This window comes from Ruminiclostridium papyrosolvens DSM 2782 (assembly GCF_029318685.1).
Classification (GTDB): Bacteria; Bacillota; Clostridia; order Acetivibrionales; family DSM-1351; genus Ruminiclostridium; species Ruminiclostridium papyrosolvens.
The window spans coordinates 4,705,111-4,730,391 of record NZ_CP119677.1 but is presented as its reverse complement, the minus strand read 5'-3'; the positions used below and the strand labels follow the sequence as shown (position 1 = coordinate 4,730,391).

The 25,281-nt window shown below is 38.1% G+C and carries 23 protein-coding genes and 1 riboswitch; of the genes, 14 read left to right on the top strand and 9 right to left on the bottom strand.

Features of this window, described 5'->3' with window-relative positions:
- Positions 1-5: 5 nt before the first annotated feature.
- Together P0092_RS20720 and P0092_RS20715 are read left to right on the top strand one after the other, a co-directional pair.
- On the top strand, positions 6-716 hold the full coding sequence (locus P0092_RS20720; RefSeq protein ID WP_004618468.1) for an ABC transporter ATP-binding protein: 711 nt from the start codon (positions 6-8) through the stop codon (positions 714-716).
- The gene (locus tag P0092_RS20715; protein ID WP_004618470.1) at positions 694-1,329 is read left to right on the top strand and encodes a hypothetical protein; all 636 of its coding nucleotides are present in this window, start codon (positions 694-696) and stop codon (positions 1,327-1,329) included. Before P0092_RS20720 ends, P0092_RS20715 begins: the two co-directional genes overlap by 23 nt.
- 112 nt (positions 1,330-1,441) lie before the next feature.
- Here the strand turns inward: P0092_RS20715 and P0092_RS20710 are convergent, their stop codons facing one another.
- Complete coding sequence (locus tag P0092_RS20710) at positions 1,442-2,143, bottom strand: tetratricopeptide repeat protein (RefSeq protein ID WP_004618472.1); 702 nt, start codon at positions 2,141-2,143, stop codon at positions 1,442-1,444.
- A 119-nt stretch (positions 2,144-2,262) separates the two neighbouring features.
- Here P0092_RS20710 and P0092_RS20705 point away from each other — a divergent pair, with 119 nt between their 5' ends.
- Positions 2,263-3,279: a nucleoid-associated protein gene (locus P0092_RS20705; protein WP_004618474.1), complete on the top strand. Its 1,017-nt coding sequence runs from the start codon at positions 2,263-2,265 to the stop codon at positions 3,277-3,279.
- Positions 3,280-3,310: 31 nt separating this feature from the next.
- Here the strand turns inward: P0092_RS20705 and P0092_RS20700 are convergent, their stop codons facing one another.
- Positions 3,311-5,098: an LTA synthase family protein gene (locus tag P0092_RS20700; RefSeq protein WP_004618476.1), complete on the bottom strand. Its 1,788-nt coding sequence runs from the start codon at positions 5,096-5,098 to the stop codon at positions 3,311-3,313.
- A gap of 94 nt (positions 5,099-5,192) precedes the next feature.
- Positions 5,193-6,464 (bottom strand): CapA family protein, encoded by a 1,272-nt coding sequence (locus tag P0092_RS20695; protein ID WP_004618478.1) that lies wholly within the window; start codon positions 6,462-6,464, stop codon positions 5,193-5,195.
- Between the two features lie 233 nt (positions 6,465-6,697).
- Here P0092_RS20695 and P0092_RS20690 point away from each other — a divergent pair, with 233 nt between their 5' ends.
- The 7 genes from P0092_RS20690 (at position 6,698) to P0092_RS20660 (ending at position 16,751) form a co-directional block, all read left to right on the top strand.
- Entirely contained in the window at positions 6,698-7,879 is a 1,182-nt protein-coding gene (locus tag P0092_RS20690) for a phosphopentomutase (protein ID WP_004618480.1), read from the top strand.
- Between the two features lie 89 nt (positions 7,880-7,968).
- A riboswitch (cobalamin riboswitch) is annotated at positions 7,969-8,158 on the top strand.
- A gap of 132 nt (positions 8,159-8,290) precedes the next feature.
- Positions 8,291-9,295, top strand: coding sequence for an ABC transporter substrate-binding protein (locus P0092_RS20685; protein ID WP_004618482.1), 1,005 nt, complete (start codon positions 8,291-8,293; stop codon positions 9,293-9,295).
- A gap of 12 nt (positions 9,296-9,307) precedes the next feature.
- Positions 9,308-10,360: a FecCD family ABC transporter permease gene (locus P0092_RS20680; protein ID WP_004618484.1), complete on the top strand. Its 1,053-nt coding sequence runs from the start codon at positions 9,308-9,310 to the stop codon at positions 10,358-10,360.
- A gap of 1 nt (position 10,361) precedes the next feature.
- Complete coding sequence (locus P0092_RS20675; protein WP_004618486.1) at positions 10,362-11,579, top strand: ABC transporter ATP-binding protein; 1,218 nt, start codon at positions 10,362-10,364, stop codon at positions 11,577-11,579.
- A gap of 271 nt (positions 11,580-11,850) precedes the next feature.
- Positions 11,851-14,454: a bifunctional acetaldehyde-CoA/alcohol dehydrogenase gene (adhE, locus tag P0092_RS20670; RefSeq protein ID WP_004618488.1), complete on the top strand. Its 2,604-nt coding sequence runs from the start codon at positions 11,851-11,853 to the stop codon at positions 14,452-14,454.
- A gap of 223 nt (positions 14,455-14,677) precedes the next feature.
- Positions 14,678-15,847 carry an iron-containing alcohol dehydrogenase gene (locus P0092_RS20665; protein ID WP_004618490.1) on the top strand — a complete coding sequence of 390 codons (1,170 nt, stop codon included), beginning with the start codon at positions 14,678-14,680 and terminating at the stop codon, positions 15,845-15,847.
- Between the two features lie 265 nt (positions 15,848-16,112).
- Positions 16,113-16,751 (top strand): DUF2238 domain-containing protein, encoded by a 639-nt coding sequence (locus tag P0092_RS20660; protein ID WP_242831744.1) that lies wholly within the window; start codon positions 16,113-16,115, stop codon positions 16,749-16,751.
- 116 nt (positions 16,752-16,867) lie between these two features.
- On the opposite strand, the gene P0092_RS20655 is transcribed toward P0092_RS20660, so the two are convergent.
- Positions 16,868-17,545, bottom strand: coding sequence for a GntR family transcriptional regulator (locus P0092_RS20655; RefSeq protein WP_004618494.1), 678 nt, complete (start codon positions 17,543-17,545; stop codon positions 16,868-16,870).
- A gap of 207 nt (positions 17,546-17,752) precedes the next feature.
- Between P0092_RS20655 and P0092_RS20650 the strand changes: the two genes are divergently transcribed.
- The 3 genes from P0092_RS20650 (at position 17,753) to P0092_RS20640 (ending at position 19,991) form a co-directional block, all read left to right on the top strand.
- Entirely contained in the window at positions 17,753-18,394 is a 642-nt protein-coding gene (locus tag P0092_RS20650) for a bifunctional 2-keto-4-hydroxyglutarate aldolase/2-keto-3-deoxy-6-phosphogluconate aldolase (RefSeq protein WP_004618495.1), read from the top strand.
- A gap of 31 nt (positions 18,395-18,425) precedes the next feature.
- The gene (locus P0092_RS20645) at positions 18,426-19,526 is read left to right on the top strand and encodes a sugar kinase (protein WP_004618497.1); all 1,101 of its coding nucleotides are present in this window, start codon (positions 18,426-18,428) and stop codon (positions 19,524-19,526) included.
- A 93-nt stretch (positions 19,527-19,619) separates the two neighbouring features.
- Positions 19,620-19,991: a PH domain-containing protein gene (locus P0092_RS20640; RefSeq protein ID WP_004618498.1), complete on the top strand. Its 372-nt coding sequence runs from the start codon at positions 19,620-19,622 to the stop codon at positions 19,989-19,991.
- Between the two features lie 3 nt (positions 19,992-19,994).
- Here P0092_RS20640 and P0092_RS20635 read toward each other — a convergent pair whose 3' ends face one another.
- The 5 genes from P0092_RS20635 to cysK all read right to left on the bottom strand — a co-directional run bounded on the left by P0092_RS20635 (position 19,995) and on the right by cysK (position 23,842).
- Positions 19,995-20,141: a hypothetical protein gene (locus P0092_RS20635; RefSeq protein WP_199398939.1), complete on the bottom strand. Its 147-nt coding sequence runs from the start codon at positions 20,139-20,141 to the stop codon at positions 19,995-19,997.
- 163 nt (positions 20,142-20,304) lie between these two features.
- On the bottom strand, positions 20,305-21,342 hold the full coding sequence (hydE, locus tag P0092_RS20630) for a [FeFe] hydrogenase H-cluster radical SAM maturase HydE (protein ID WP_004618500.1): 1,038 nt from the start codon (positions 21,340-21,342) through the stop codon (positions 20,305-20,307).
- Between the two features lie 56 nt (positions 21,343-21,398).
- Complete coding sequence (gene coaBC, locus P0092_RS20625) at positions 21,399-21,935, bottom strand: bifunctional phosphopantothenoylcysteine decarboxylase/phosphopantothenate--cysteine ligase CoaBC (RefSeq protein WP_004618502.1); 537 nt, start codon at positions 21,933-21,935, stop codon at positions 21,399-21,401.
- A gap of 1 nt (position 21,936) precedes the next feature.
- The gene (locus P0092_RS20620) at positions 21,937-22,725 is read right to left on the bottom strand and encodes a phosphopantothenate--cysteine ligase (RefSeq protein ID WP_242831746.1); all 789 of its coding nucleotides are present in this window, start codon (positions 22,723-22,725) and stop codon (positions 21,937-21,939) included.
- Positions 22,726-22,909: 184 nt separating this feature from the next.
- The gene (gene cysK / locus P0092_RS20615; RefSeq protein WP_004618506.1) at positions 22,910-23,842 is read right to left on the bottom strand and encodes a cysteine synthase A; all 933 of its coding nucleotides are present in this window, start codon (positions 23,840-23,842) and stop codon (positions 22,910-22,912) included.
- Between the two features lie 249 nt (positions 23,843-24,091).
- Between cysK and P0092_RS20610 the strand changes: the two genes are divergently transcribed.
- Entirely contained in the window at positions 24,092-25,267 is a 1,176-nt protein-coding gene (locus P0092_RS20610; RefSeq protein WP_004618508.1) for a MalY/PatB family protein, read from the top strand.
- Positions 25,268-25,281: the final 14 nt, after the last annotated feature.

Genomic DNA, 25,281 nt, shown 5'->3' with positions numbered 1-25,281 from the left:
ATATAATGATTAAATTAAACGGAGTTACAAAAAAGTACAATATTGGTATGCCTAACGAGTTAACTGCATTAAATAATATAAATATAGAAATAAAGGAAGGCGAAATGATAGCAATAATGGGTACATCTGGCGCTGGCAAATCAACATTGATGCATATCATCGGGTGTATAGATAACAGTACTGAAGGTAGTTACTTTTTTGGCAATACGCAAATTAATAAATTGTCTGAAGGAAGGCTTTCTAAATTCAGAAATGAGAGTATAGGCATCCTACTCCAAGATTTTGCATTATTAAACGATGAAACTGCATTGCAAAATGTTTTGACACCACTATATTTTAACAAAACACCATTAATTAAAATGAAAACAACGGCCAGAGAGGCACTGGCAATGGTGGGTGTTGAAGAATTAGAAACTCAAAAAGTCGGTACAATGTCAGGTGGACAGAAGCAAAGGGTGGCTCTTGCCAGAGCTCTTGTAAATTCTCCGTCAATTATTTTAGCCGATGAACCTACAGGGGCGCTTGACAGCAAAACTGCTGATGAGATTATGGGATTGTTAGTTGATTTAAATAAAAAAGGTGTCACTGTTATTATTGTTACACATGATAATAAAATAGCAGGCTATTGCAAAAGAATTATAGAGATAGCTGATGGTATCATATGCATAGATAGAAATTTGGGGGATGACTGTATTGTTACTGAAGAAATACTCTAAAAAAAAGAAGAGGATTATTTTTAGCATATTATTAGTTATAGCTGTACTTCTTGTTTATATTATTATCGATCAGCTTATATTTTTTAATAATAAGTCTGATAGTGTCAAATTCATTAAAACCTATATACAGTGCACAGAAAGTGTAAATAATCTGCCACTTGGTTACGATACTTATAATATTAATGTACAGAAAAAGTTGATAGCAGAAAAGGAACAGGAATTTAATGATTTTTACGAGAGAAATTATGTATTAAATAATTACAACAAGGAACGAAAAATCAATTTATGCGAAATGTATAAAATTGGTATGGAGAAAAGATTAGGAAAGTTAGGAGCCATAAAGAAATTTAAAATTAAATCTGTTGACGTAATGTCAATTTATAAAGTTCCATTTGTATCATATATAACTGTTACAGTAGCATATGACATGACTTATGAGGCGAATGGAAATATTAGTTGTTTTAATGGTAGCAGCATATTTGAAAGGCAAGCCAATTCAATTAAAGAAACATATACAGAATCTGAAAGCATTCAAGTAACATTTAATTTAAAATCAGTGAATAATGAGTGGAGAATATTTGACATTCCAGAATTTGGGAGCAAAAATAATTGAAATAATATCAGTATTATAAGTTCTGTCGCAAACAATATAGATAAAAAAAGTTTGTAGCCGTAACCTTTGTGTTGGTTTATGCTACAAACTTTTTTGCAGTTAAAACTGTATTTTACTCTGCCTGAACCTGCTGCAGCTTATTCTCAATTTGCTCCACTGTAACACCTGACAGGAAATTCGGCTTGTAATTCAAAGCATTTTTAAGATTTTCTATACAATGCTCTTTGTCTCCCAGTTTCTCCAGTACCAGTGCATAGTCATAGTATGCTTCCGGGAACTTTGGCGACAATGCAATCAACTTTTTAAATATTTCATCCGCTTTTTCATATTCACCCAGCAAATAGTAGGTTTGACCCATATTATCCAATATTACAGCACCGGTACTATTGTATTCCATAGCTTCTTGATTGAATTTAAGAGCTTTTTCGAGGTCGCCTTTAAGGACATAGAAATAGCCAAGGCTTCCATAAACATTTGTATTTTTGTAATTTGGGAATATCTCCTCATAAAGTGCAATAGCTCTGTCAAGTTCCCCATTTTTCCACAATGCAAGGGCGTAATTGGATTTGAGACTGTACAGGTCATTATCTTTAATCTTTAAAGTATAGTTAAGCTGCTCCTTAAAAATCTTTAATGATTCGTCAAGCTGCCCTTCCTTTAAAAGGAGATAGCCTAAAGTTATAACTATGCCGGGTTTTGCACTTCCGGTTTTGTAGGCTTTATCCAACCAGCTTATGGCCTCCTGAGTACTACCTTTTTGATAGGCACTGTTTGCTTTTAAAACATATATAGATGATTTAATTTTTCCAAACATGTAGATTCCTCCTGTTCACTAAAGTAGATTATATCAAATATGTATTATTTTTTGTATTAAAAGTTTGATATAATATAGGACGGGTTTTGACTTCGAATGAAAAGGAGATATTACTTGTTATGGAATACAGTATTCATATAAATACAGCTGTCCTGCATATTTTAGACACCAGTGTAAATTTCCCGGTACTTTCTGATAAGGAAATTGAGCTAAACGGAGAATTGGCAGAATTTTTGGAAAAGCATATTTCCAAAACCTTTGAGGATACAAATTTAAAAAAGGCTCAGTTTACAGGTGAGGTTAATACGGTAAGGGATATGTGCGCTGCACTTAAAGAGGATTCGGGCTGTTTTATGGAAGTAACCCGGGCCATTGCAGCAATGACTTTTGAATTTATGCTTAAAAATATTGATATAGCCCCCGGAGACCTTATATGCTGTCATTTTCTTGCAGGTAATGAACCATATCTGGGGTTATTGAAACTGAACTATAAAACAGGATTTACCCACTACGTGAGCCAGATGGAAGAGGGGGCGGCAAATACGATTATACGCCACAAAACGCTTTTACCCTCTGATGGGCAAAAAGTTGATGAAGCAGTTCTTATCAGTCTGGAGACAGGTGAAATAAAACTCATCGAAAAAGCCTACGAAATAAACGGAACAAAGGAATTTTACCTGTCCAATTACCTGATTAACTGTTCAACTGATTTGTCGGACAACCAAAAGCTGAAAATTATTGACAAGGTTACACAGAAGATAAGTAAAAAATACTATGATGAGGATTTTGACAAGGTAGCTAAGCTTAAAAAAGTTGTATCCGAAGGGTTGGAGGAGAAGAACGAAATACGGGTGGATGAAATAGCTCAGGAGGTTTTTGAAACCAATCTTGCCGTCAGGGAAGAGTACATACAGGAGATTCAAAAAGCCGGACTTACAGAGGAGGCTATTACTGTACCTGAAAAATTGGCAGAGAAAAAATTTAAGACTCATAAAATCAAGACGGATACAGGCATTGAGATAAATTTTCCACTAAGCTATTACGACAACAGGGATATGATAGAATTTGCAAATAACCCGGACGGCTCCATATCAATCATAATTAAAAATGTTGGTAAAATAATAAACAAGAGGTAGGGAAAACCCTACCTCTTGTTGTTGTATATACTTATTTATGTCGTTCAATAAGGCTTGAGGAAATAAAGGATGGCAGGTATTTTCGCCACAAAGGTTCTTCCTCCACATACTTATGATTTGATATGGTGTTATACAACCAGCTGCGGTCAAAAGAACCCCCCTTAAAAGGTATATTTGAAGGTGCAGTTTCTGTATCCAACAGGTTCCTTCCATCGGTTTTTACACTATATGACAGCTCTGAGGTTGCCAGTATGGTTGGAGCGACATCAAGGAAGGATGCTGTAACAGAATCTTCCTTGTACTTCTTGTGGTCAGGCGTAAGCAAGAACATAGGAACAAACTCAAAATATTTGTCTCCCTCTATAAACGAAGCCTGAGCGAAATCCTGTGAGTTCACATTGGGAGTGTGGTCACCATAAATTATTATATAAGTGTTGCTGTATTTTGCCTGAACCTTCTCCACGAAATCCTTTATTGATTTATCAACGTAACTAAAGGAATTATAGTAGTTCTTCACAATCTCATTTTCTATATCGTCGTAAGCTTTGTTATTATAATAATGTCTGGCACTTTCAAAGGGGCCGTGACTTGTCATTGTTATAATATGTGTATAAAAAGGCATTTTACTTTTTTCAATTTTATCATAAGCAAAGGAGAAGACCTTGTCATCAGGTGCGCCCCAGCCCTCGTCATCATAGTTCATTGAGCTTATATCATAAAACTTGTTAAAGCCCATTTTTGAAAATGCTATATTTCTGTTATAAAAGGTACCCACATTGCCATGAAAAGCCATAGTGTTATACGAGGCCTTTGCAAGTTTGGAGACAACTGAATTGGGGTAGCCGTATGAAGAAAGCTTGATTGCCGGGAAAGCATCAAGGGTTTCGACACTGTTTATAACTGAAAATTCAGCGTCGGAGGTACCTCCGCCTTTATGATAGCTAAGAGTATACGGATAATATACGCTGTTATCCATTAATGAGCTAAGGTAAGGCATTACAGAGGAGCCTTTATATTTTTGTTTGACAATATTTGAATCCATTGACTCAACTTGTATTACAACATAATTTGGCTGCTGAGAGGTACTTTTTGAAATAGTTACAGAACTGGGTGAAGAAATGCTTTTACCGTAGTGAAGTTGCTTAATCAGCTTTTCTTCAGTATTATTTTGAACTATATTAACTATACCGTTTACAACAGTACCGTACCTTTCAACTATTCGGGTTTCTCCTGTATACCTGTCTTCCATGAACTGTACAACAGACTCACCGTTAGCAAAATTAAATATCTCAATCACTATAAGAATTACTGCGGACAAGCCAATAACAGCGTTGCGCAAAAAAGGCAGCCTTGTACTTTTGACTTCCCGTTTGAAACACAAGAAGAAAATGTAAAGAGCTACAGGAACATCAATAAAAACTACCAAAAGATGAACACTAATTGGGTTTGCAAAGTGGGAAGCTGAAATCATAGCTTCCTTGAACAAGGAAATCCACTGAAGAAAGTGCAAGTAGCTGTGGTAATATAGAAAGTAGGATATATTTGTAAAACAGTAAATCACTTGTATAATATACACGATTAAAAAAACGTATTTTGACTTCAGGCTAAGAACAAAGGAAAAAATAATAGCACAAATAAGTAAAGAAATCCAGAACTTGTAACCTAACGTACCTCCGCCTGTCTTTGGCAGCATGAGGTAGTTGAAAAGAGTTGTCTTAAATGCATTTAAGATTATCAGAATTATTGAAGCAATTACTGCCTTCCGGTATGGTTTATTCTTTAACGCATTTAAAATTCTACCATAAAAATTAATAAACATTACGTTTTGAATTTACCTTTCTTAGTTATAACAACAAATACCTTAATATATTCTATAAGAATTCACTCAATTTGTAAATTTATATATAATAATATTACTTACCATTAAATTTTGCCATAATGCTCATAGTATTATTATATGACTGCTTTACAAAGGATTTATTTCTGCTGTTTACATAAGGAGCTTGTACATCAGGTGATGGAGCCGGAAGTATTTTGTAAATATTTTTATTCTTTGAAGAATACATATCAATCCATGTAGGCATATAAGACACATCTTTAATATTTATGCCGCCCTTTGTGTCTTTATCAAGTTTGAGGGTGACAATAACCCCATCTTCAGTATAGACTTTATTAAGTCGTTTTGCTTTGTCTGTACGTCTGTAGCCGGATATAAAATTTCCCATAGAATAAATAACAAACTTATTTTTACCGTTTACTTGTACTATTTCTGATTTTTGTACAACGTGAGGATGAGAGCCAAGTATTATGTCAGCTCCCCATGATAAAACTTTTTTTGACAAATTTGTCTGATATGTATTTGGCGTACGAATATATTCATCACCCCAGTGAAGGACAGTTATAACCGCATCAGCACCTTGTGCTTTTACTTCCTTTATATCCTTTTGAAGGTTGGCTTCGCTTAATATATTAAGATATTTGGATTTATCACTGCTGTTTAACCTTGCTTCATGGCCGTTATAGAACTGGGAATAGCTAAGAATAGCTACTTTAATGCCCTTTACGTCTTTAATAACATATTTGTCTTTACCATCAATGGAGCTTCCGATGTTTTCCATTTTATATTCTCTGATTTTTTGAATAGTTCTTGTAAGACCGTTGATACCCCAGTCCAGACAATGGTTGTTGGAGGTAGAGAGTATGTCAACTCCTGATTGGGACAAAGCAGGAAGTATACTGTCAGGTGAGTTAAAAAGAGGAAAACTTTTGTACTTGATACCTGAACCGGCTGTAACCGTCTCAAAATTAGCTATTGTAAGGTCAGATGAACTCAAATACGGCTTTACATATTCAAAAAAGCCGGAGAAGTCATATGTCTTATTTTGGGAGTTATAGCCACTATTAAGGTTTCCCTGATGCAGCATGATATCACCTACGGCTGATATTGTTATTGACTGAGGTATCGAAGGAGTGCTTGGAGATTTGCTGGTATCAGCAGTATCGTCAGTGCTCTCTGATAAACCCGATAAACTTCTTTGTGCAGTGGGCTTTGGTGCTGCAGAATTTAAATGTCCTATATTGAAACCGCCTAATGCAAGTATTATTATTGTGCTGACTAAAAGCAGTAAGCACATAATACACAATACGTAAAAAGTGCGTTTGAAGATAATCATCTTTTTTTTCATTATGCAAATCATTCCTTTATTTTTCGGTTGGTGTTTTTTGACCAGAAATATACTATGTGTAAGGACTATAATAAACTATACCATAATCTTAATATAAATTGTATAAATTTTGAATAATATGGAAATAATATTAATTTAATAATTTTGTGATATGTTTGAAAAAGCAAATATTTGGTATTAATATAATAGTAATAGGTATGTGTAAAAATTAAAAATAACCGGGAGAGTAGATTATGACAAATATAGATAGAGTAATAATGATTGTTCTTGACAGTGTAGGAATAGGTGAACTTCCGGATGCCGGCGAATACGGTGATAAAGGAAGTAATACATTGGGAAATATCGTAAAGGTATGTAATGGAATAAATCTTCCCAACTTAAGCCGCCTTGGAATTGGAAAAATAGATGGAATAGACTATATTTCCGCACCCGAAAATGTTATGGGGAGCTATGGCAGATTGGAGGAGGTTTCTAAAGGGAAGGACACTATAACAGGACATTGGGAAATTGCAGGCCTCCAGCTTGAATATCCTTTTCCCACATATCCTGACGGTTTTCCAAAAGAAGTTCTTGAGGAGTTTGAAAAGCTTACCGGAAGAGGTGTTCTCGCAAACTGTGCCGCTTCGGGAACTGAAATAATCAAGGAGTACGGCGAGGAACACATGAAGACGGGGAAACTTATAGTTTACACCTCCGCAGACAGTGTATTTCAGATAGCTGCCCATGAAGAAATTGTTCCTCTGGAAGAATTGTATCGTATTTGCGGTATGGCAAGGGAAATGTTGCAAGGAGAACATATGGTGGGGCGTGTTATTGCCAGACCGTTTATAGGGGAACCGGGGAACTTTACAAGAACACCCAACAGAAGAGATTTTTCTGCGGAGCCCACGTCCGACACGCTTCTGGATGTTCTGAATAAAAAGGGTCTGGATGTTGTCGCTGTGGGAAAAATAGAAGACATATTTTCGAAAAAAGGAGTTACTGTTGCTGAACATACAAAAAACAACATGAATGGTGTTGACGTTACATTAAAATTTATGAAGCAAGAGAACAATGGCCTGATTTTTACAAATCTAGTAGATTTTGATATGTTGTTTGGACATAGAAATAATCCGGAAGGCTACAAACAGGCGTTAGAGGAATTCGACAACAGACTGCCTGAAATTTTGTCTGCCATGAAAGATAGCGATATACTGATAATTACAGCGGATCATGGCTGTGACCCAACTACTCCCAGTACTGACCATTCAAGAGAACATATACCTGTAATTATTTATGGTAAGGGTATAAGAGAGAATGTAAATCTTGGGACACGAGAAACCTTTGCTGATATAGCCTGCACTATTGCAGAAGTATTTAATGCAGAGAATGCTTTTCCGGGACAAAGCTTTTTAAGGGAGATTATCAAAGATTAATAAACTTTGATAAATATTGTATTTAATTGACAGATTCGCCAAAATAAGAAATTTGGACGATAATGTGTCTGATTTGGATTTGCTATTAAACTTGTTTTATATTAATATATGCAATATAACTTAATAAGAACTACAGATAAGGGAAACAGGTTTGAACCCTGTACGGTCCCGCCGCTGTGTTGGAGGAGTTCTCCATATAATCCACTGGTACATTAACCGGGAAGGAATGGAGAGTGTTGATGCCTTAGTCAGAATACCTGTCTGTAAGTGTACACTGTTAACTCTACGAGTGATAGGGGGTGTGTTTAATAAAAAATTCCAAGATGGAATTATGCCCTTTAAACACAAAACGTTTGAAGGGCTTTTATGTTTAAAGGGGTAAAAAAATAAATATTTAGGAGATATTGTAAAATGAAAAGGAATTTGAAAATTTTATCTTTTATACTTGCAATGATTTTTATTACCGGAATCTTCGGAGCTTGCAGCAGTGATACAAACCAGCAGGCTTCTGATACTACTAAGGCAATAGATACATCCGTAGAAAGTACTGCAACAGATAAATATCCTCTCACATTGGAGGATTCAAAAGGCACAAAGGTAACTATTAAGGCTAAGCCTGAGAAAATAGTAAGCTTGCCACTTGGAACCTGTGAAATGCTTATGTCACTGGTAGACAAAAGCAGAATTGCGGCTATGACTTATTATGCAGACGATGCCAAAGTTTCCAATATTGCTGATGAAGCTAAAGGAGTCGGTAAAAGGATTGAATCAAATGCGGAAAAAATAATTGCGTTGCAGCCTGACCTTGTTTTTTTGGATAAAATGGCAGATGCAAATGTCATTAAACAGCTAAGAGATGCGAATTTAACGGTGTTTATGCTAAATACTCCCTCAAATATCAAGCAGGTGGAAGATAACCTTGAACTCATAGGAAAAATTGTAGGAGAGGCAGCCAAGGCCAAGGATATAATTGCTTGGATGGAGCAGAAGCTAAAGGCTGTAAATGACAGGCTTGAACTAATGACTGATGACCAGAAGCAAACAGTACTTGATTACAGTGAAATGGGTACCACCAGCGGCAAGGGAACAAATTTTGATGATATTGTCACAAGAGCCGGTCTTATGAACCCTGTGTCAAAGGAGGGTCTTGAAGGATGGCCTGAATTATCCAAGGAAATGATAATAAAGTATAACCCACAGATTATTATTCTGCCGTCATGGTACTATGACGCAAAGGTTAGCTTTTATACTTTGAATGAGAAGATAAAAGGCGATAAGGCACTGGCAGATATAAAAGCAGTAAAGAATAATAAAGTTATTTCAGTACCGTATAATCATATTTCATCAACATCACAATACGCTGTACTGGCAGTAGAGGATATTTCAAAGGTTGCCTATCCGGGACTGTTTAAATAATCCGGAGGAAAAATGAAAAATAAAAAAATAAAAAAAGCTCTGACAAATATAGGATTTATACCGATAATGCTGCTGCTTCTGCTGATTGTAATGGTTGCGGGAACAGCTATAGGGGCGGTAAACGTACCTTTTTTTGATACCTTTAAAATCATACTTAAAAATATAGGTATATTAAAACATGCCACATTTGCTGAAGGACAGGAGCCTATAATTTTTCTTGTTAGGTTCCCCAGAGTGGTAGTAGCTGCACTTGCAGGTACAGCCCTTGCCTCATCCGGGGCAGTAATGCAGGGAATGTTCAGAAATCCCATGGCTGATCCGGGATTGTTGGGAATATCCAGCGGTTCCGGATTGGGAGCTGTTCTGGCTATAAAGCTGGGGTTAACTGCTGCAAGCATGTATTTTATGCCGCTTTTTGCATTTACGGGAGCATTTATTGCAATATTTGTAATTTACCTGCTGTCCTACCAGAAAGGAAAAGTACCCGTACTTACACTTATGCTTTCCGGTATAGCGGTGAGTACTTTTATAGGGGCAATAACCAATATTATCCTTACTCTGTCCTATGATTATCAGGTAAAGGAGTTTCTTTTCTGGTCCACGGGAGGACTTGACGGGAGGCGGTGGGAACACGTACAACTGGTGATAATTCCAATCATACTAAGTGTTGCACTTATGTTTGTTTTCTCAAGGGACTTGAATGTTCTTATGCTGGGGGAAGAGGAAGCAAAGTCCGTAGGATTAAGTTCAGGAAAAATCAGAACAGTACTGCTGATATTGGTTTCCGTTGCCACAGCAAGTGCGGTTTGTGTCAGCGGAGCCATAAGTTTTGTGGGTTTGATTGTTCCCCATATAATGAGACTTCTGGTTGGACCAAACTATAAAAAGCTGCTGCCTGCCAGCAGTATCGGAGGAGCAATTTTCCTTGTGGCCTGTGACCTTGTATCACGTGTGGTAGCCATTCCCTACGAGATTGGAGTAGGAATAATAACAGCGTTGGTGGGAGCACCTTATTTCCTTTACCTTTTACTAAGAAGCAAAAAGGAAGGAGGGGCGGTAATCTAGTATGGAGAGCATTATTGAAATTCAAAACCTTAATTATGAGATTAACAATAAAAGAATACTCGATAATATTTGCCTTAAGGTAAAAGAAGGAGAACTGGTTGGTCTCATAGGCCCTAACGGTGCAGGGAAAACCACACTGCTTAAATGTCTTAACGGTATTTATAAGGCAGAAGGTACTGTAAAGGTTAACGGAGTATTGATAGACCGGATGAGTAACAAAAGTCTTGCGGAAAAGATTGCTCTGATGCATCAGAATACCCAGATAGGTTTCCCGTTTCCCGCAAAGGAAGTAGTACTTATGGGAAGATATCCTTATCTAAAAAGGATGCAAAGAGAGAGCAAAGAGGATTTTAAGATTGCAAGAAAAAACATGGAGTATACAGATACTGAGAAGCTGGAGGATTGTGCAATAAACGAAATGTCAGGAGGAGAGCGGCAGAGAGTGCTTTTTGCAAAAACCTTGACACAGCAGACAGATATCATACTTTTGGACGAGCCTACCGCAAGTCTGGATATTACATATCAGGAACAGATATTCAAATATGCAAGAGACCTGTCTGAACAGGGAAAAACCGTGTTAGCAGCAATCCATGACCTGAAAATTGCAGCAAAATACTGTACAAGGCTTGTTCTTATGAATGATGGAAAAATTGTGTCAGACGGAAGTCCCGAGGAGGTGCTTACGTCTATGAACTTGTCACGCGTTTATGGTGTAAATGCATTGGTTTACAAAAACAGAATAACAGGTTTACTGGATATTTATATACATAAGGTCAATGAGAAAAACAAATCCGTAAGGTTTCACGTTATAGGCGGAGGGGGAACAGCCGGAAGTGTATTAAGACAGCTCTACGAACAGGGGTACTATGTATCAGCCGGGGTCTTTTTTCAGGGGGACAGTGATATAGCCTCAGCGGAGGTATTTGGTATAGATTATCTTGTGGAAAAACCGTTCTCCAGTATCACAGACAGGCTATTTAACGAGAATCTTGCGTATATAGAGAAAGCTCATACTACCGTACTCTGTAATATGCCCTTGGGATTTCAGAATATCAGAAATCTGGAGGCAGCAGAGCAGGCGGAAAAGCTTGTTATAATAGAGGACGATCTGCCTGAGACCAGAGATTTTACAGGCGGTAAAGCTGGGGAAATATATAACCGCCTCAAAAGTAAGGCGGTTGCAGTAATAAATTCCTCCAGACTGCATGAGGTGCTTTAGCAAAAGGGCATACAGTTTATAGCTTCACTCCTATTTCTTTATAATATAAATACCGTATCTTACAATACTTGTTAATATGTGGAATGTAAAAAAATATCAAAAAAACATTGACAATTAATTAACAAAGGGTTACAATTTAATTGTTAAATAATTAACACTAAGAAATTAAGGGTTGTTAAAAAAATAACAATACCCAGAGTTATAAAAAATATTGGTTGGAGATTCAGAAGCAAATCAACTTTGACTTCAAGAATATGGAGTGTGACTTATTATGACTAAGAAAAATTTGGTAGTAAATAGTGTTGACACTCTGTTGGATAAACTGGCAGAGATAAGAAAGGCACAGCAAGAATATTCAACATTTACACAGGAACAGGTTGACAAAATATTTCTAGCTGCTTCACTAGCTGCTAATAAAAAGAGAATTCCTCTTGCTAAAATGGCTCAGGCTGAAACCGGAATGGGTGTTATAGAAGACAAGGTAATCAAGAACCATTATGCAGCAGAATACATTTATAACGCATATAAGGACACACAAACCTGTGGTGTTATTGAACGTGATGAAGCTTTTGGTATCACAAAGATAGCGGAACCTCTTGGCGTTGTTGCAGCAATTGTACCAACTACAAACCCAACTTCAACAGCAATTTTCAAGGCACTTATCGCTTTGAAGACCAGAAACGGAATTATATTCTCACCACATCCGAGAGCAAAGAAATCCACTATTGAGGCTGCAAATATAATACTGGAAGCTGCTGTTGCAGCAGGTGCACCAAAGGGAATCATCGGATGGGTTGATGAACCTACAATAGAGCTTTCAGAAAGAGTTATGAAGGAAGCTGATATAATACTTGCCACAGGCGGACCGGGTATGGTTAAGGCTGCATACTCCTCAGGAAAGCCGGCTATAGGCGTCGGACCGGGTAATGTACCTGCAATAATTGACGAAAGTGCCGATATAAAGACAGCTGTAAGTTCAATCATTGTTTCAAAGACATTTGACAACGGTATGATTTGTGCTTCCGAGCAGTCAGTAATCGTTTTAGATAAAATATACAACGAAGTTAAAAAAGAGTTTAGTCTCAGAGGAGCATACATGCTCAACAAGGAAGAAACTCAGAAGGTAAGAGAAGTTATATTGATTAACGGAGCATTAAACGCTAAAATCGTTGGTCAGTCAGCTCACAATATTGCAAAACTGGCAGGCTTTGAAGTTCCTGTTGAAGCGAAGATATTGGTAGGAGAGGTTGAGTCAGTTGAATTGTCCGAAGCTTTCGCACACGAAAAGCTTTCACCTGTACTTGCAATGTACAAGGCAAAGAGCTTCGATGATGCTGTATTAAAGGCTGAAAGACTTATAGCAGACGGCGGTTTCGGTCATACTGCATCATTATATATTGATACTGTAAACAGCAAGGATAAACTTGATAAATTTACTGCAGCAATGAAGACATGCAGAATTGTTATAAATACACCATCAGCACAGGGTGGAATCGGAGACCTTTACAACTTCAAACTTGCTCCGTCACTCACTCTTGGTTGCGGTTCATGGGGCGGCAACTCCGTTTCTGAAAATGTCGGAGTAAAGCATCTGATTAATATTAAGACTGTTGCTGAGAGGAGAGAGAATATGCTGTGGTTCAGAGCGCCTGAAAAGGTTTATTTCAAGAAAGGATGCCTTGGTGTTGCACTAAAAGAACTCAAGACCGTAATGAATAAGCAAAGGGCATTCATAGTTACAGACTCATTCCTTTACAACAATGGATATACTAAAGCTGTTACAAATCTTTTGGATGATATGAATATCAAGCATCATACTTTCTTTGATGTAGCTCCTGACCCTACTCTTGCTTGTGCAAAGGTTGGTGCTGAAGCAATGAGAGATTTCAAGCCTGACGTTATCATAGCATTAGGCGGAGGTTCCGCAATGGATGCAGGTAAAATCATGTGGACAATGTATGAACATCCTGAAGTTGATTTCCAGGACCTCGCAATGAGATTTATGGATATCAGAAAAAGAGTATACACATTCCCTAAGATGGGCGAGAAGGCATACTTTGTTGCAATTCCTACATCAGCAGGAACAGGTTCAGAGGTAACACCGTTTGCTGTTATCACTGACGAACAGACAGGTGTAAAGTATCCTCTTGCAGACTATGAACTAATGCCAAAGATGGCAATAGTTGATGCAGACCTTATGATGAACATGCCTAAGGGCTTAACCTCAGCTTCCGGTATAGATGCATTGACACATGCCCTTGAAGCATATGCTTCAATGCTTTCAACAGACTATACAAAGGGTCTTGCTTTGCAGGCAACAAAGAGCATTTTTGAATACTTACCTTCAGCATATGAAAACGGTGCAAAAGATCCTATAGCAAGGGAAAAAATGGCTGACGCATCAACAATGGCCGGTATGGCATTTGCAAATGCCTTCCTGGGTGTTTGCCACTCAATGGCTCACAAGCTGGGAGCATTCCACCACCTGCCTCACGGTGTGGCAAATGCACTTTTGATTACTGAAGTTATGAAGTTCAACATAGCTGAAGCTCCTGTAAAGATGGGTGCGTTCTCACAGTATAAATATCCTGAAATACTAAAGAGATATGCTGAAATAGCATCCTTTATCGGAATTACAGGTTCCAGCGATGAAGACAAATTTAAGAAGCTTATAGTTAAAATAGATGAGTTAAAGGCAAAAGTAGGATTGCCAAAGACTATCAAGGAAGCAGGCGTGGATGAGAAAAAATTCCTTGCAACCTTGGATGAAATGGTTGAACAGGCATTCGATGATCAGTGCACAGGTGCCAACCCAAGATACCCACTTTTAAGTGAAATCAAGGATATGTACCTGAAAGTTTACTATGGCAAGTAAGAAAAACATCCTTATAATATAATTTGGTAGGCCGCATATAAATGTCAATCTTCAGTTGGCGTAACTATGCGGCTTGTTTTTTTATTAGTTCGATTTTAAATAACTATAATGCTATAATTATTTTAGACACAGTTACATATTTTGTAATTGGAGTATGAATTAAAGGGTATAAATATATTGGATATTCATACATGAGATATTGCATTAAGGAGGATTTCACCATATGAGTTTTAATTATTTTATTCCATCAAGAATACTTTTTGGTAAGGGTCAGCTCTCAGAGCTTCATAATCAGTCCTTGCCGGGGAAAAAAGCATTAATTGTCACATCAGCCGGAACGTCTGTGAAAAAGTACGGTTATCTGGGCAGACTGGAAGAGGAGCTAAAAAAGGCAAATGTTGAATTCATTCTATTTGATAAAATATTGCCAAACCCCATAAAGCCTCATGTTATGGAGGGAGCTAAACTTGCAAGGGAGAGTGGCTGCGACTTCATTATTGGTCTTGGAGGCGGTAGCAGTATTGATTCTGCAAAATCCATTGCTGTAATGGCTTCAAACGAAGGTGATTATTGGGATTATGTAGGCGGGGGTTCCGGCAAGGGTATGCCGGTTGCTGTTGACCCTTTGCCTGTAGTAGCTATTACAACTACTGCCGGTACGGGTACTGAAGCAGACCCGTGGACAGTTATAACAAATGACGAAACCAATGAAAAAATCGGTTTTGGCTATGATAAAACCTTCCCTGTATTGTCTATCGTTGACCCTGACCTCATGATGACAGTTCCTGCACATCTTACAGCGTATCAGGGGTTTGATGCACTGTTCCACAGCACAGAGGGCTATATTAATGTAGTTGCAAATGAAATGAGTGATATGTATGCCTTAAAGAGCATAGAGCTTTTAGGCAAATATCTTTCAAAAGCCGTAAATGACGGCTCCGATGAAGAGGCACGTGAAAAGGTTGCTTTGGCAAATACACTTGCGGGAATGGTTGAATCCACATCCGGCTGTACTTCAGAACACTCTTTGGAACATGCCATGAGTGCATTTCACCCGGATTTACCCCATGGAGCAGGACTTATTATGGTGAGCAGGGAGTACTATACATTTTTTGCGAAATCAGGTGCGTGCAGTCAGAGGATGATTGATATGGCTGTAGCCTTGGGTAAAAAAGATGCAAAGGAGCCTATGGATTTTGTAATAGCCCTCCTAGAGCTTCAAAAAGCTTGCGGTATGGACAATTTAAAAATGTCCGAATACGGTATTGAGAAAAGCGAAATGGAGGCTCTGGCGAAGAATGCAAGGCATACAATGGGTGGTTTGTTTGCTTGCGACCCGGTGAAGTTATCCGATAAAGATGTTGTTGAAATATACAATAAGTCTTATAAATAATTTGAAGGATTTTCATACAAAGGAGCCGCATAATCATGTCAATCCATAGTTGGCAGTATTATGCGGTTTGTTTTTAGCTGTTAAAAATTAAACTTGACCCTTAAATTCCAGTGATATAAAGTATTCAATAAGATATTTTTAAATGTTGTACAGTTATATTAATTAGTGGGGTGATATTATTTTTATAAAGAAAAAAATAAATTGGGAAAAGACGACTTTTTGGTTTGTCTTTGCCACATTGGTCATGTCAACGGGCTTCTCACTTGTGAATGTTATTACTGCACCTTCAAAGCCTGTTGTGGGGCAGGCTTTTGTCAAGCTTAGAAGCGACTACGTTCTTATGCTGATTCAGTGCATTATGGGTATGATTATTATGTTTCTTCCATCAATGTTAGAAAGAAAATGGAAAATAAATATTCCCGGGTTTATGCACATAGTCTTTGTATTTTTCTTGTATGCGGCCATATACTTAGGAGAGGTGAGAAGTTTTTACTATAAGATACCTCACTGGGATACGGTACTTCATACCTTCAGCGGTGCGATGATTGGTGCACTTGGATTTTCTATTGTAAAGCTTCTGAATGATTCAGAAAAGGTGCAAATAAATCTGAGCCCTTTGTTTGTTGCGGTTTTTGCCTTTTCCTTCGCTTTGGCAATAGGTGCATTGTGGGAAATATACGAGTTTGCTTTTGATAAACTGCTGGGGCTTAACATGCAGAAATTTGCTCATGAAGACGGAAGTCTTATGATGGGAAGAGCTGCTTTGGCAGATACTATGAAGGACTTAATAGTTGATTCCTTAGGGGCACTTGCCACCAGTATTACCGGATTTATTTCACTTAAATTTAAAAAAGGCTGGCTGGAAAAGTTCGAAGTAACCAGAAGCCGTAAGGCAAATATGTAGGGAAAAGTAGTTGTTTTTCTGTTTTAACACATATACTCCCGTATAAAATTGTATCAATGTTTGCTTTCATTGATACAATTTATACTGGCGTATAGTTAAAAAAGATAAAAATTAATTTATAGAAAGTATCCCGGATACTTTTCCTTTAGAACATCTGCATGTTCGAGACCGTTATAATGGTGCTTTTTAAGCAATGCATTACAGCCTGCTTTATCGCCCTCTTCAATTTTTGTCATAATGTCAAAATGCTCCTGGAATACCCTTTTCAGCATTTCAGGCTCATACATGGTCAAAAGTCTGAATCTGTTGTAGTGAATTCTTGTTGTACTTATAATATCCCAGATGGTTTCATGGTTTACCGCCTTGAATATAACCTTGTGAAAGTCATTATCAAGCTCCAGAAATTCTTCAATATTGCCTTCATTTTCAACTAAATCCTTCTGCAACCGTATATTCTTTTTTATTTCAGCAGGTAAATCCTTCATTCCGATGTCTATTATTTCACCCGCAATCTGACATTCAAGAAGGTTTCGCATATAAACGCTTTCCTTTACGTAGGATAGGTCTACAAGAGATACAAAGGTACCCTTCTGAGGATATATATCAATAAGCTTTTCGTAGGAAAGTCGTATAAAAACTTCTCTTACGGGGGTTCTGCTGACATTCAGCAGTTCGGATATTTCTGTCTCACTAATCATTTGACCGGGTTTATACTCAAGATTTAGTATTTTATTTTTAACTTCCATATAAATTACTTCTTTCAGCGGAAGTACATTTCTTTGAAATCTATTCATGTTACTCTCCTATGCACACTAAAACTTTAATGAACTCCTGTTCAATTTTAGCACAGTAAGCAACATGTTTACAATTTACAGCGGTAAGCTTTTAGTTGAACTAAAGAGTAATTGAATTAAAATTTAGTGGATTGACACTCAACTTGTATACTAGTATATTAATATATAAGGTTAAGTTATTCAATAATTTTTTGATGAGGTAATGTTATGGATAAAAATGAAGTATTGAAAAAGATTTGCGATTGCGGTGTTGTGGCTGTTGTTAGGGCTGATAGCGCTGAACAGGCTATGAAAATAGCAGATTCCTGTGTAGAAGCAGGAATAAGTGCTATTGAAATAACCTTTACGGTACATGGGGCGTTGGATGTAATTAAGAAGTTGGCAGAGTCCAACAAGGACAATAAGATTCTCATAGGGGCAGGCACTATTCTCGACCCTGAGACAGCCAGAGCAGCTATTCTTGCAGGAGCTCAGTTCGTTGTAAGCCCTTGCCTGAACAAAGAGGTGGTTCAGGTTTGTAACAGATATCAGATTGCTTGTATGCCCGGAGCTATGACTGTTAAAGAGGCTGTTGAGTGCATGGAAGCAGGTGCTGACATAGTAAAGGTATTCCCGGGAGAACTTTTTGGCCCTGCTATTATCAAAGCTTTCAGAGGCCCGTTGCCTCAGATTAAACTTATGCCTACCGGAGGAGTGAACCTTGAAAACACGGCAGAATGGATAAAAGCCGGAAGTGTTGCAGTTGGAGTCGGCGGAAATTTAACTGCCGGAGCTAAAAAAGGTGACTATGAGTCTATTGTTACTATTGGAAAGCAGTTTATTGAAAAGGTAAAGCAGGCCAGAGCCTGATAGTGACTTTACAGCAAATAAGGAGGCCGTTATGTCTATTCTGAACTTAAAACCTGAAGGAAGTTATACATATGATTGCATTTCTCTTGGTGAAGTAATGCTAAGACTTGACCCGGGAGATGGAAGGATAAGAAACAGCAGAGAATTCAAAGCTTGGGAAGGTGGGGGTGAATACAATGTATCCCGCGGGCTTCGCAAGTGCTTTGGAATGAAATGTGCGGTTGTTACTGCTTTTGCCGATAATGATATCGGAAAGCTTATTGAAGATATGATTTTGCAGGGCGGAGTTGATACCTCTCTCATTAAATGGATACCTTTTGACGGTATAGGCAGGGCTGTAAGAAACGGATTGAATTTTACAGAGAAAGGCTTTGGAATCAGAGCTGCCCTCGGTGTTTCAGACAGAGCAAATACTGCTGCTTCACAGTTGAAGGCAGGGGACATTGACTGGGAATATATATTCGGTAAACTGGGGGCAAGATGGTTTCACACTGGGGGAATTTTTGCAGCATTATCTGAGACTACACCCGAGGTAGTTATTGAGGCTGTTAAAACTGCAAAGAAGTATAATACTATTGTATCCTATGACTTAAACTACAGACCTTCTCTGTGGAGCTACATCGGAGGAAATAAAAAGGCACAGGAAGTAAACAAGGAAATCGCAAAGTATATAGATGTTATGATTGGAAATGAAGAGGACTTTACTCAATGTCTGGGTTTTGAGGTTGAAGGCAATGACACAAACCTCAAAGACCTTGATATAGAAGGCTATAAGAAAATGATAGACAGGGTTGTCAAGGAATATCCCAGCATGAAAGTAGTTGCTACAACATTAAGAGGAGTTAAAACTGCTACAGTTAATGACTGGCGTGCAATATGCTGGGCTGACGGCACTATTTATAAGTCTATAGAATTCCCGAGTCTTGAGATTTATGACAGGGTAGGAGGGGGAGACAGCTTTGCATCAGGCTTGGTTTATGGTCTGATGACAACAGGTGATGCTCAGAAAGCTGTAAACTATGGTGTTGCCCATGGAGCGCTCGCAATGACTACCCCCGGTGATACCTCAATGGCAAGTCTCAAGGAAGTTGAGAGTGTTATGAAAGGTCAGAGTGCAAGAGTAGTAAGGTGATTGAATTATAGTTTACGGTATAGTATATTGGTAATAGATTACACTTTTATTAGGGGCTTTAAAAAATCGTAAACCACAAGGAGGGAAAATTGCATGGCTGAAACAAATAGTACTCTGGCATGGACTCTGATAGCTGAATGTCCGATTCCTGAGGATGTGAATGAGCTGATGGTTGAGGGAGAAGTGGCAGTAGCAGCGTACAAAACATTCCGGGATACCGCGGTTTTCACCAATAAGAGGCTGATTGTAAGGGACGCACAGGGACTTACAGGTAAAAAGGTTGAGGTATACTCTTTACCGTATTCATCCATTAATATGTGGTCAACAGAAAATGCAGGCAGATTTCTTGATTTTAATGCGGAAGTAGAGTTGTGGACGAGGGCAGGTCATATTAAAATAAATCTGCAAAAAGGTGTTGATATAAGGAAGTTTGACATGCTCATAGCAAATGCTCTGCTTAAATAATCTTTAGCAAAAAATAAATGGGTTGTCGCAAAACAGAATTTTTTCTGTTTTAGCCGGTGTACTCCCGTATAAAATTATATCAATGATTGCTTCCAAGATATTTGCAAGAGTTTCTAGCGGCTCATCATAGGATATTTTACCGTCGCTCACATTCATCGTCCATGATTCATTGTTCGCTAAAACTTACATCGTGTAAGTTTTCCGGTAAAATATCCGTGTTCGCCGATAAACATCTGCAAATATCTTTAACCAAGCTTCCATTGATACAATTTATACTTGCGTACAGGTTAAACAACCCATTTTTGCTATTTATCTATTCCTTATAGTCTCCTCTGTCAACAACAAGCTCATAACCGATTTTCTGCATACGGTTTTGAAGGCAGAACCTGCATTCTGCTGCTTCCTCTCCGGTGCATATCTTGTTGTCATACAAAGAATACTTCTTTCTGACGGAAACAGGTGATAGGTTTGGCATTACAACGTTTGCCCCTGCCATAATACCCATTTCCCGTCCGTTTTTATCAATTGTCCCCAAAGCTGTTGTTGCAGGTATAAGGGCTTTTGGGTTCATAAGTCTTAATATTGCTATTAGTAAAAGTGTAAGGTCAAGACTACCTTGTTTTTCGTTTAAAAACCGTGTGTCCTTATGTGGTATAAATGGCCCTATGCCAATCATATGGGGCTTGAACTCCTTTAAAAACAGCAAGTCTTCTGCTATGTTTTCCATGGTCTGGAATGGAGAGCCTACCATAAAGCCAGTTCCTACCTGAAATCCGATTTCCTTCAGATTATACAGACATTGCTTTCTTTCAGACAATGAAAGTTCTGCGGGATGGAGCTTATTGTAATGCTCGTCCGTTGCCGTCTCATGACGCAGCAGATAGCGGTCGGCTCCGGCCTCAAAAAATCTTTTGTAGGCTTCATAACTGCGTTCACCGATGGAAAGAGTTATAGCGCAGTCCGGGTACGCTGATTTAATGCCTTTTATTATTTCAACAACTTTGTCTTCCGAATAGTACCCATCCTCACCGCCTTGTAATACGAAGGTTCTGAAACCAAGTTCGTACCCTGTTTCGCAGCAGGAGAGAATTTCTTCCATGCTTAATCTGTATCTGTCTGCATTTGGATTGCTTCTGCTGATACCGCAGTAATAGCAATCATTTTTACAGAAATTGGTAAATTCTATTAAACCTCTGGTATAAATGGAGTTACCAAAGTGCTTTTTTGAAACAAATCGTGCTTTATCAAAAAGATATTCACTCATATCTGCGTTGAAATTGTTCAGTATTAGGAGCAGTTCACTTCTTTCTAGCTCCTGTGTTTCGTATAGTTTATCGATTAATTCCTTCATTGAAAGGCCTCCTGATTTATTTTAACAGCCGTACAATATATATACCACCAATGGAGTTATTTAAAATATGTTTCCACAGAATTTACTATAGTTTCAACATCGGCCAATGCACCTTTTCCAAGGTCACCGCAGGCAAGAACAGCTTCTTTCGGGTCAATAAACCTGTAACCCAGTTCCGAAAGAGTTCTGATATTCCGCTGAACAATGGGGTTGTTGTACATGTTGGTATTCATAGCAGGGCAAATGAAGATTGGAACCTGATTCATTGCCATAACTACTGTTGTCAGCATATCATCGGCTATACCTGTTGCAATTTTGCCTATCACATTAGCACTGGCCGGGGCAATCAGACACAGGTCAGCTTTTTTTGCAAGGGATATATGCTTTATTTCCTTTGGTGTAATCTCCTCAAACATGTTCCAGTAAACCTTGTTTTTGGTCAGTGATTGAAAGGTCAGGGGAGTAACAAATTCCATTGCACTCTTTGTCATAATAACGTCAACGTTGTATCCTCGCTTAGTCAATATGCTTGCTATATAAGCAGCTTTGTAGGCTGCTACACTCCCTGTTACTCCAAGAATAATATTTTTCATTCTAGACTCTCCCTTTGTTCATAGTAATTTCAAAAGAATGAGCAACTATTGCAGCCGCTATCTGTGCTTTTGTTTGATATGTCAGGTAAGATTTGTCCCTGAAAATCAGATGACCTGTATGACTGTCACCTGTAATTCCCCTCATGTCATTTGCCAGCACCATTTCACAATTATTTCTCTCAAGGAGGTTGTGCCCTATGTCTATTAACTCTTCTTCGGTAGCATTGCTCAATAACTTGAAGCCTACAAGTGTTGTTTCCGGTTGAAATTTTTTAATCATTCCAATTATTTTAGGAGTTTTCTTCATACTTATTATAAGGTCGTTTATATCGGAGCTAAGCTTATTTTTATTATTAATTGCTGAATTACGCAAGGCATAGTCAGTCAGACCGGCAGCAAGTTCCTTTGGAGGGAGAGTTGTGATTTTCTCAGGGTTATCCAGAATATAGCTCTCTATGGATTTGCATATACTGTCCTTAGTTGTAACAGAGTCAACACCATAATCACTTACCGCCATGGAATGAATCACTATATCAACTTTGTGGTTGGTAAGAATTTCTTCCAGTGCAGATGCAAGCTGTGCTACACTATCTATTCTTGTTATGCTTACTTTATCTGAAGAAGGCGCAACTGCACTTTTACTGCAGACATAGTAAAGCTTTTCTATAGAAATGCTTTTACAATTCAAATAAGCCTCTGCTATTGCAGTTCCTAATCGTCCGGTGGAGTTGTTTGAAATAGCTCTTACGTCATCTATTTTCTCAGTTGTTCCCCCTGCTGTAATTAACACAACCAATATGTTCACATCCTCACTATTTGCTGTCTCTTTGTGTACTTATTGAGTATACTTTAACATTTATAATATGTTATTTCAATGGCGACAGTTTAAACGTAATAAAGCAAAAGGCAGAAGAAAGCTTTTTTGTAGCTTTCTTCTGCCTTTTGCCCTGGTGATTATAAATTTATTTGGTTTTTTATTCGGAGAACAAAGGGGTTGAAAGATATCTTTCACCGGTATCCGGAAGCAGTACTACGATGTTCTTTCCTGCATTTTCGGGACGTTTTGCAAGCTCAGTTGCAGCCCAAAGAGCCGCACCGGATGAAATACCTACCAAAAGGCCTTCTGACCTGGAAAGCTCTCTTCCGACTGTAAAAGCATCATCGTTTTCAACTGCGATTATTTCATCGTATATATTGGTATTCAAGGTATCGGGAACAAAACCGGCACCTATACCCTGTATCTTGTGCGCGCCGGCAGTGCCTTTGGAAAGAACCGGGGAGCTTGCAGGTTCAACTGCAACTACCTTTACATTTGGGTTCTGTGATTTCAGGTATTCACCTGTTCCGGTAATTGTTCCGCCTGTACCTATTCCCGCAACAAATATATCAACTTTTCCATCTGTGTCTTCCCAGATTTCAGGTCCTGTAGTAGCTTTGTGAACAGCGGGGTTAGCCGGATTCACAAACTGACCGGGAATAAAGCTGTTTGGAGTTGCTGCTGCAAGTTCTTCGGCTTTTGCAATAGCACCCTTCATACCTTTTGTACCTTCTGTTAATACAATCTCTGCGCCATAAGCTTTTAAGAGATTTCTACGTTCTATACTCATTGTTTCGGGCATGGTAAGAATAATCTTGTATCCTCTTGCAGCAGCAACAGATGCCAGACCGATTCCTGTGTTTCCGCTGGTAGGCTCGATTATTACTGAGCCTTCCTTTAAAATACCCTTTGCTTCGGCGTCATCAATCATAGCCTTTCCTATTCTATCCTTAACGCTTCCTGCCGGATTAAAATATTCCAGTTTTGCAAGAACAGTTGCTTTTAGGTCGTGTGTTTTTTCATAGTTTGAAAGCTCCAGAAGAGGTGTTTTTCCAATTAAATCAGTAAGACTTTTATATATTTTTGCCATATTTAGTACACTCCTTTTATATTAGTTTAATGTAATTATCAATGTGTTATGCGTATAAGAAATTGAAATATATATTTCATATATTTCCTATATAATTAGTATGTAATCATTATATTCCTCGTATTTGCAAAAGTCAATATATTTTGAAATAATAATTATATTTTTCATATATGTTTACTAGGATATTGACTTTAATTTTCTAACAATGTAAGATTAAAGGAATTAATTAAAGTGTAAAGGAGGTTATTTATGAACTATAACTTTGACGAAGTAATTGACAGGAAAAATACCAATTCAGTAAAGCATGACTTCCATGGGAGAAACAGAATGCCTGATGATGCTATACCCTTGTGGGTTGCTGATATGGATTTCAGAACACCGGCCCCTGTTATAGAGGCCCTTGTAAAATCCGCTGAACACGGTATTTTTGGATATTCTGAAACAAGGGAGGATTATTTTCTGGTTCTCAAGAAGTGGTTTTCCGACAACTATGATTGGGAAATACAACCGTCATGGATTGTTAAAACACCGGGTGTTGTTTTTGCAATTGCCATGGCAGTCAGAGCATTAACCGTTAAGGGGGATGCGGTTATGATTCAGAGACCCGTGTATTATCCTTTTTCAAATGTAATACGTGATAATGGTCGAACTCTTGTAAATAATCCTCTTATATATAATGAAGGAACCTATTCCATAGATTTTGAGGATTTTGAGACTAAAATCATAGAGAGCAGTGTCAAATTGTTCATTCTGTGCAATCCCCATAATCCGGTAGGCAGGGTGTGGACCAGAGAGGAACTTACAAGGCTGGGGGATATATGTAAAAAGCATGGAGTTACAGTTGTAGCTGACGAAATTCACGCAGATTTTATTTATAACGGCTTCAGACATGAGGTTTTTGCGAATATAAAGCCTGAATTTTCAGATATTACCATTACCTGTACCGCTCCCAGCAAAACCTTTAACCTTGCAGGACTACAAGCGTCCAACATTATAATAAGCAACAGGGAGCTTAAAGAAGCAATAAAGATAGAGATAAACAAGACAGGACACGGTCAGATTAATACTATGGGTATTGTTGCCTGTAAAGCAGCCTATGAGCATGGGCATGAATGGCTGCAACAGCTAAAGGTTTATCTGGCAGGAAACCTTTCTTATGTAAGAAAATTCCTTACCCAAAGACTGCCACGGGTAAAGCTAGTGGAGCCACAGGGAACTTATCTGATATGGCTGGATTTTAATGAGCTTGGCTTAACGGAAGAAGCACTTGAAGAACTTATAGTAAGGGATGCAAAGCTGTGGCTTGATGGCGGGACTATGTTCGGGGAAGAGGGGAAAGGCTTTCAAAGAATAAATATTGCCTGTCCCAGAGTTATACTTGAAAAGGCTTTTTTACAGCTTGAAGCTGCCGTAAATCGATTATAATACACGCAGTTATA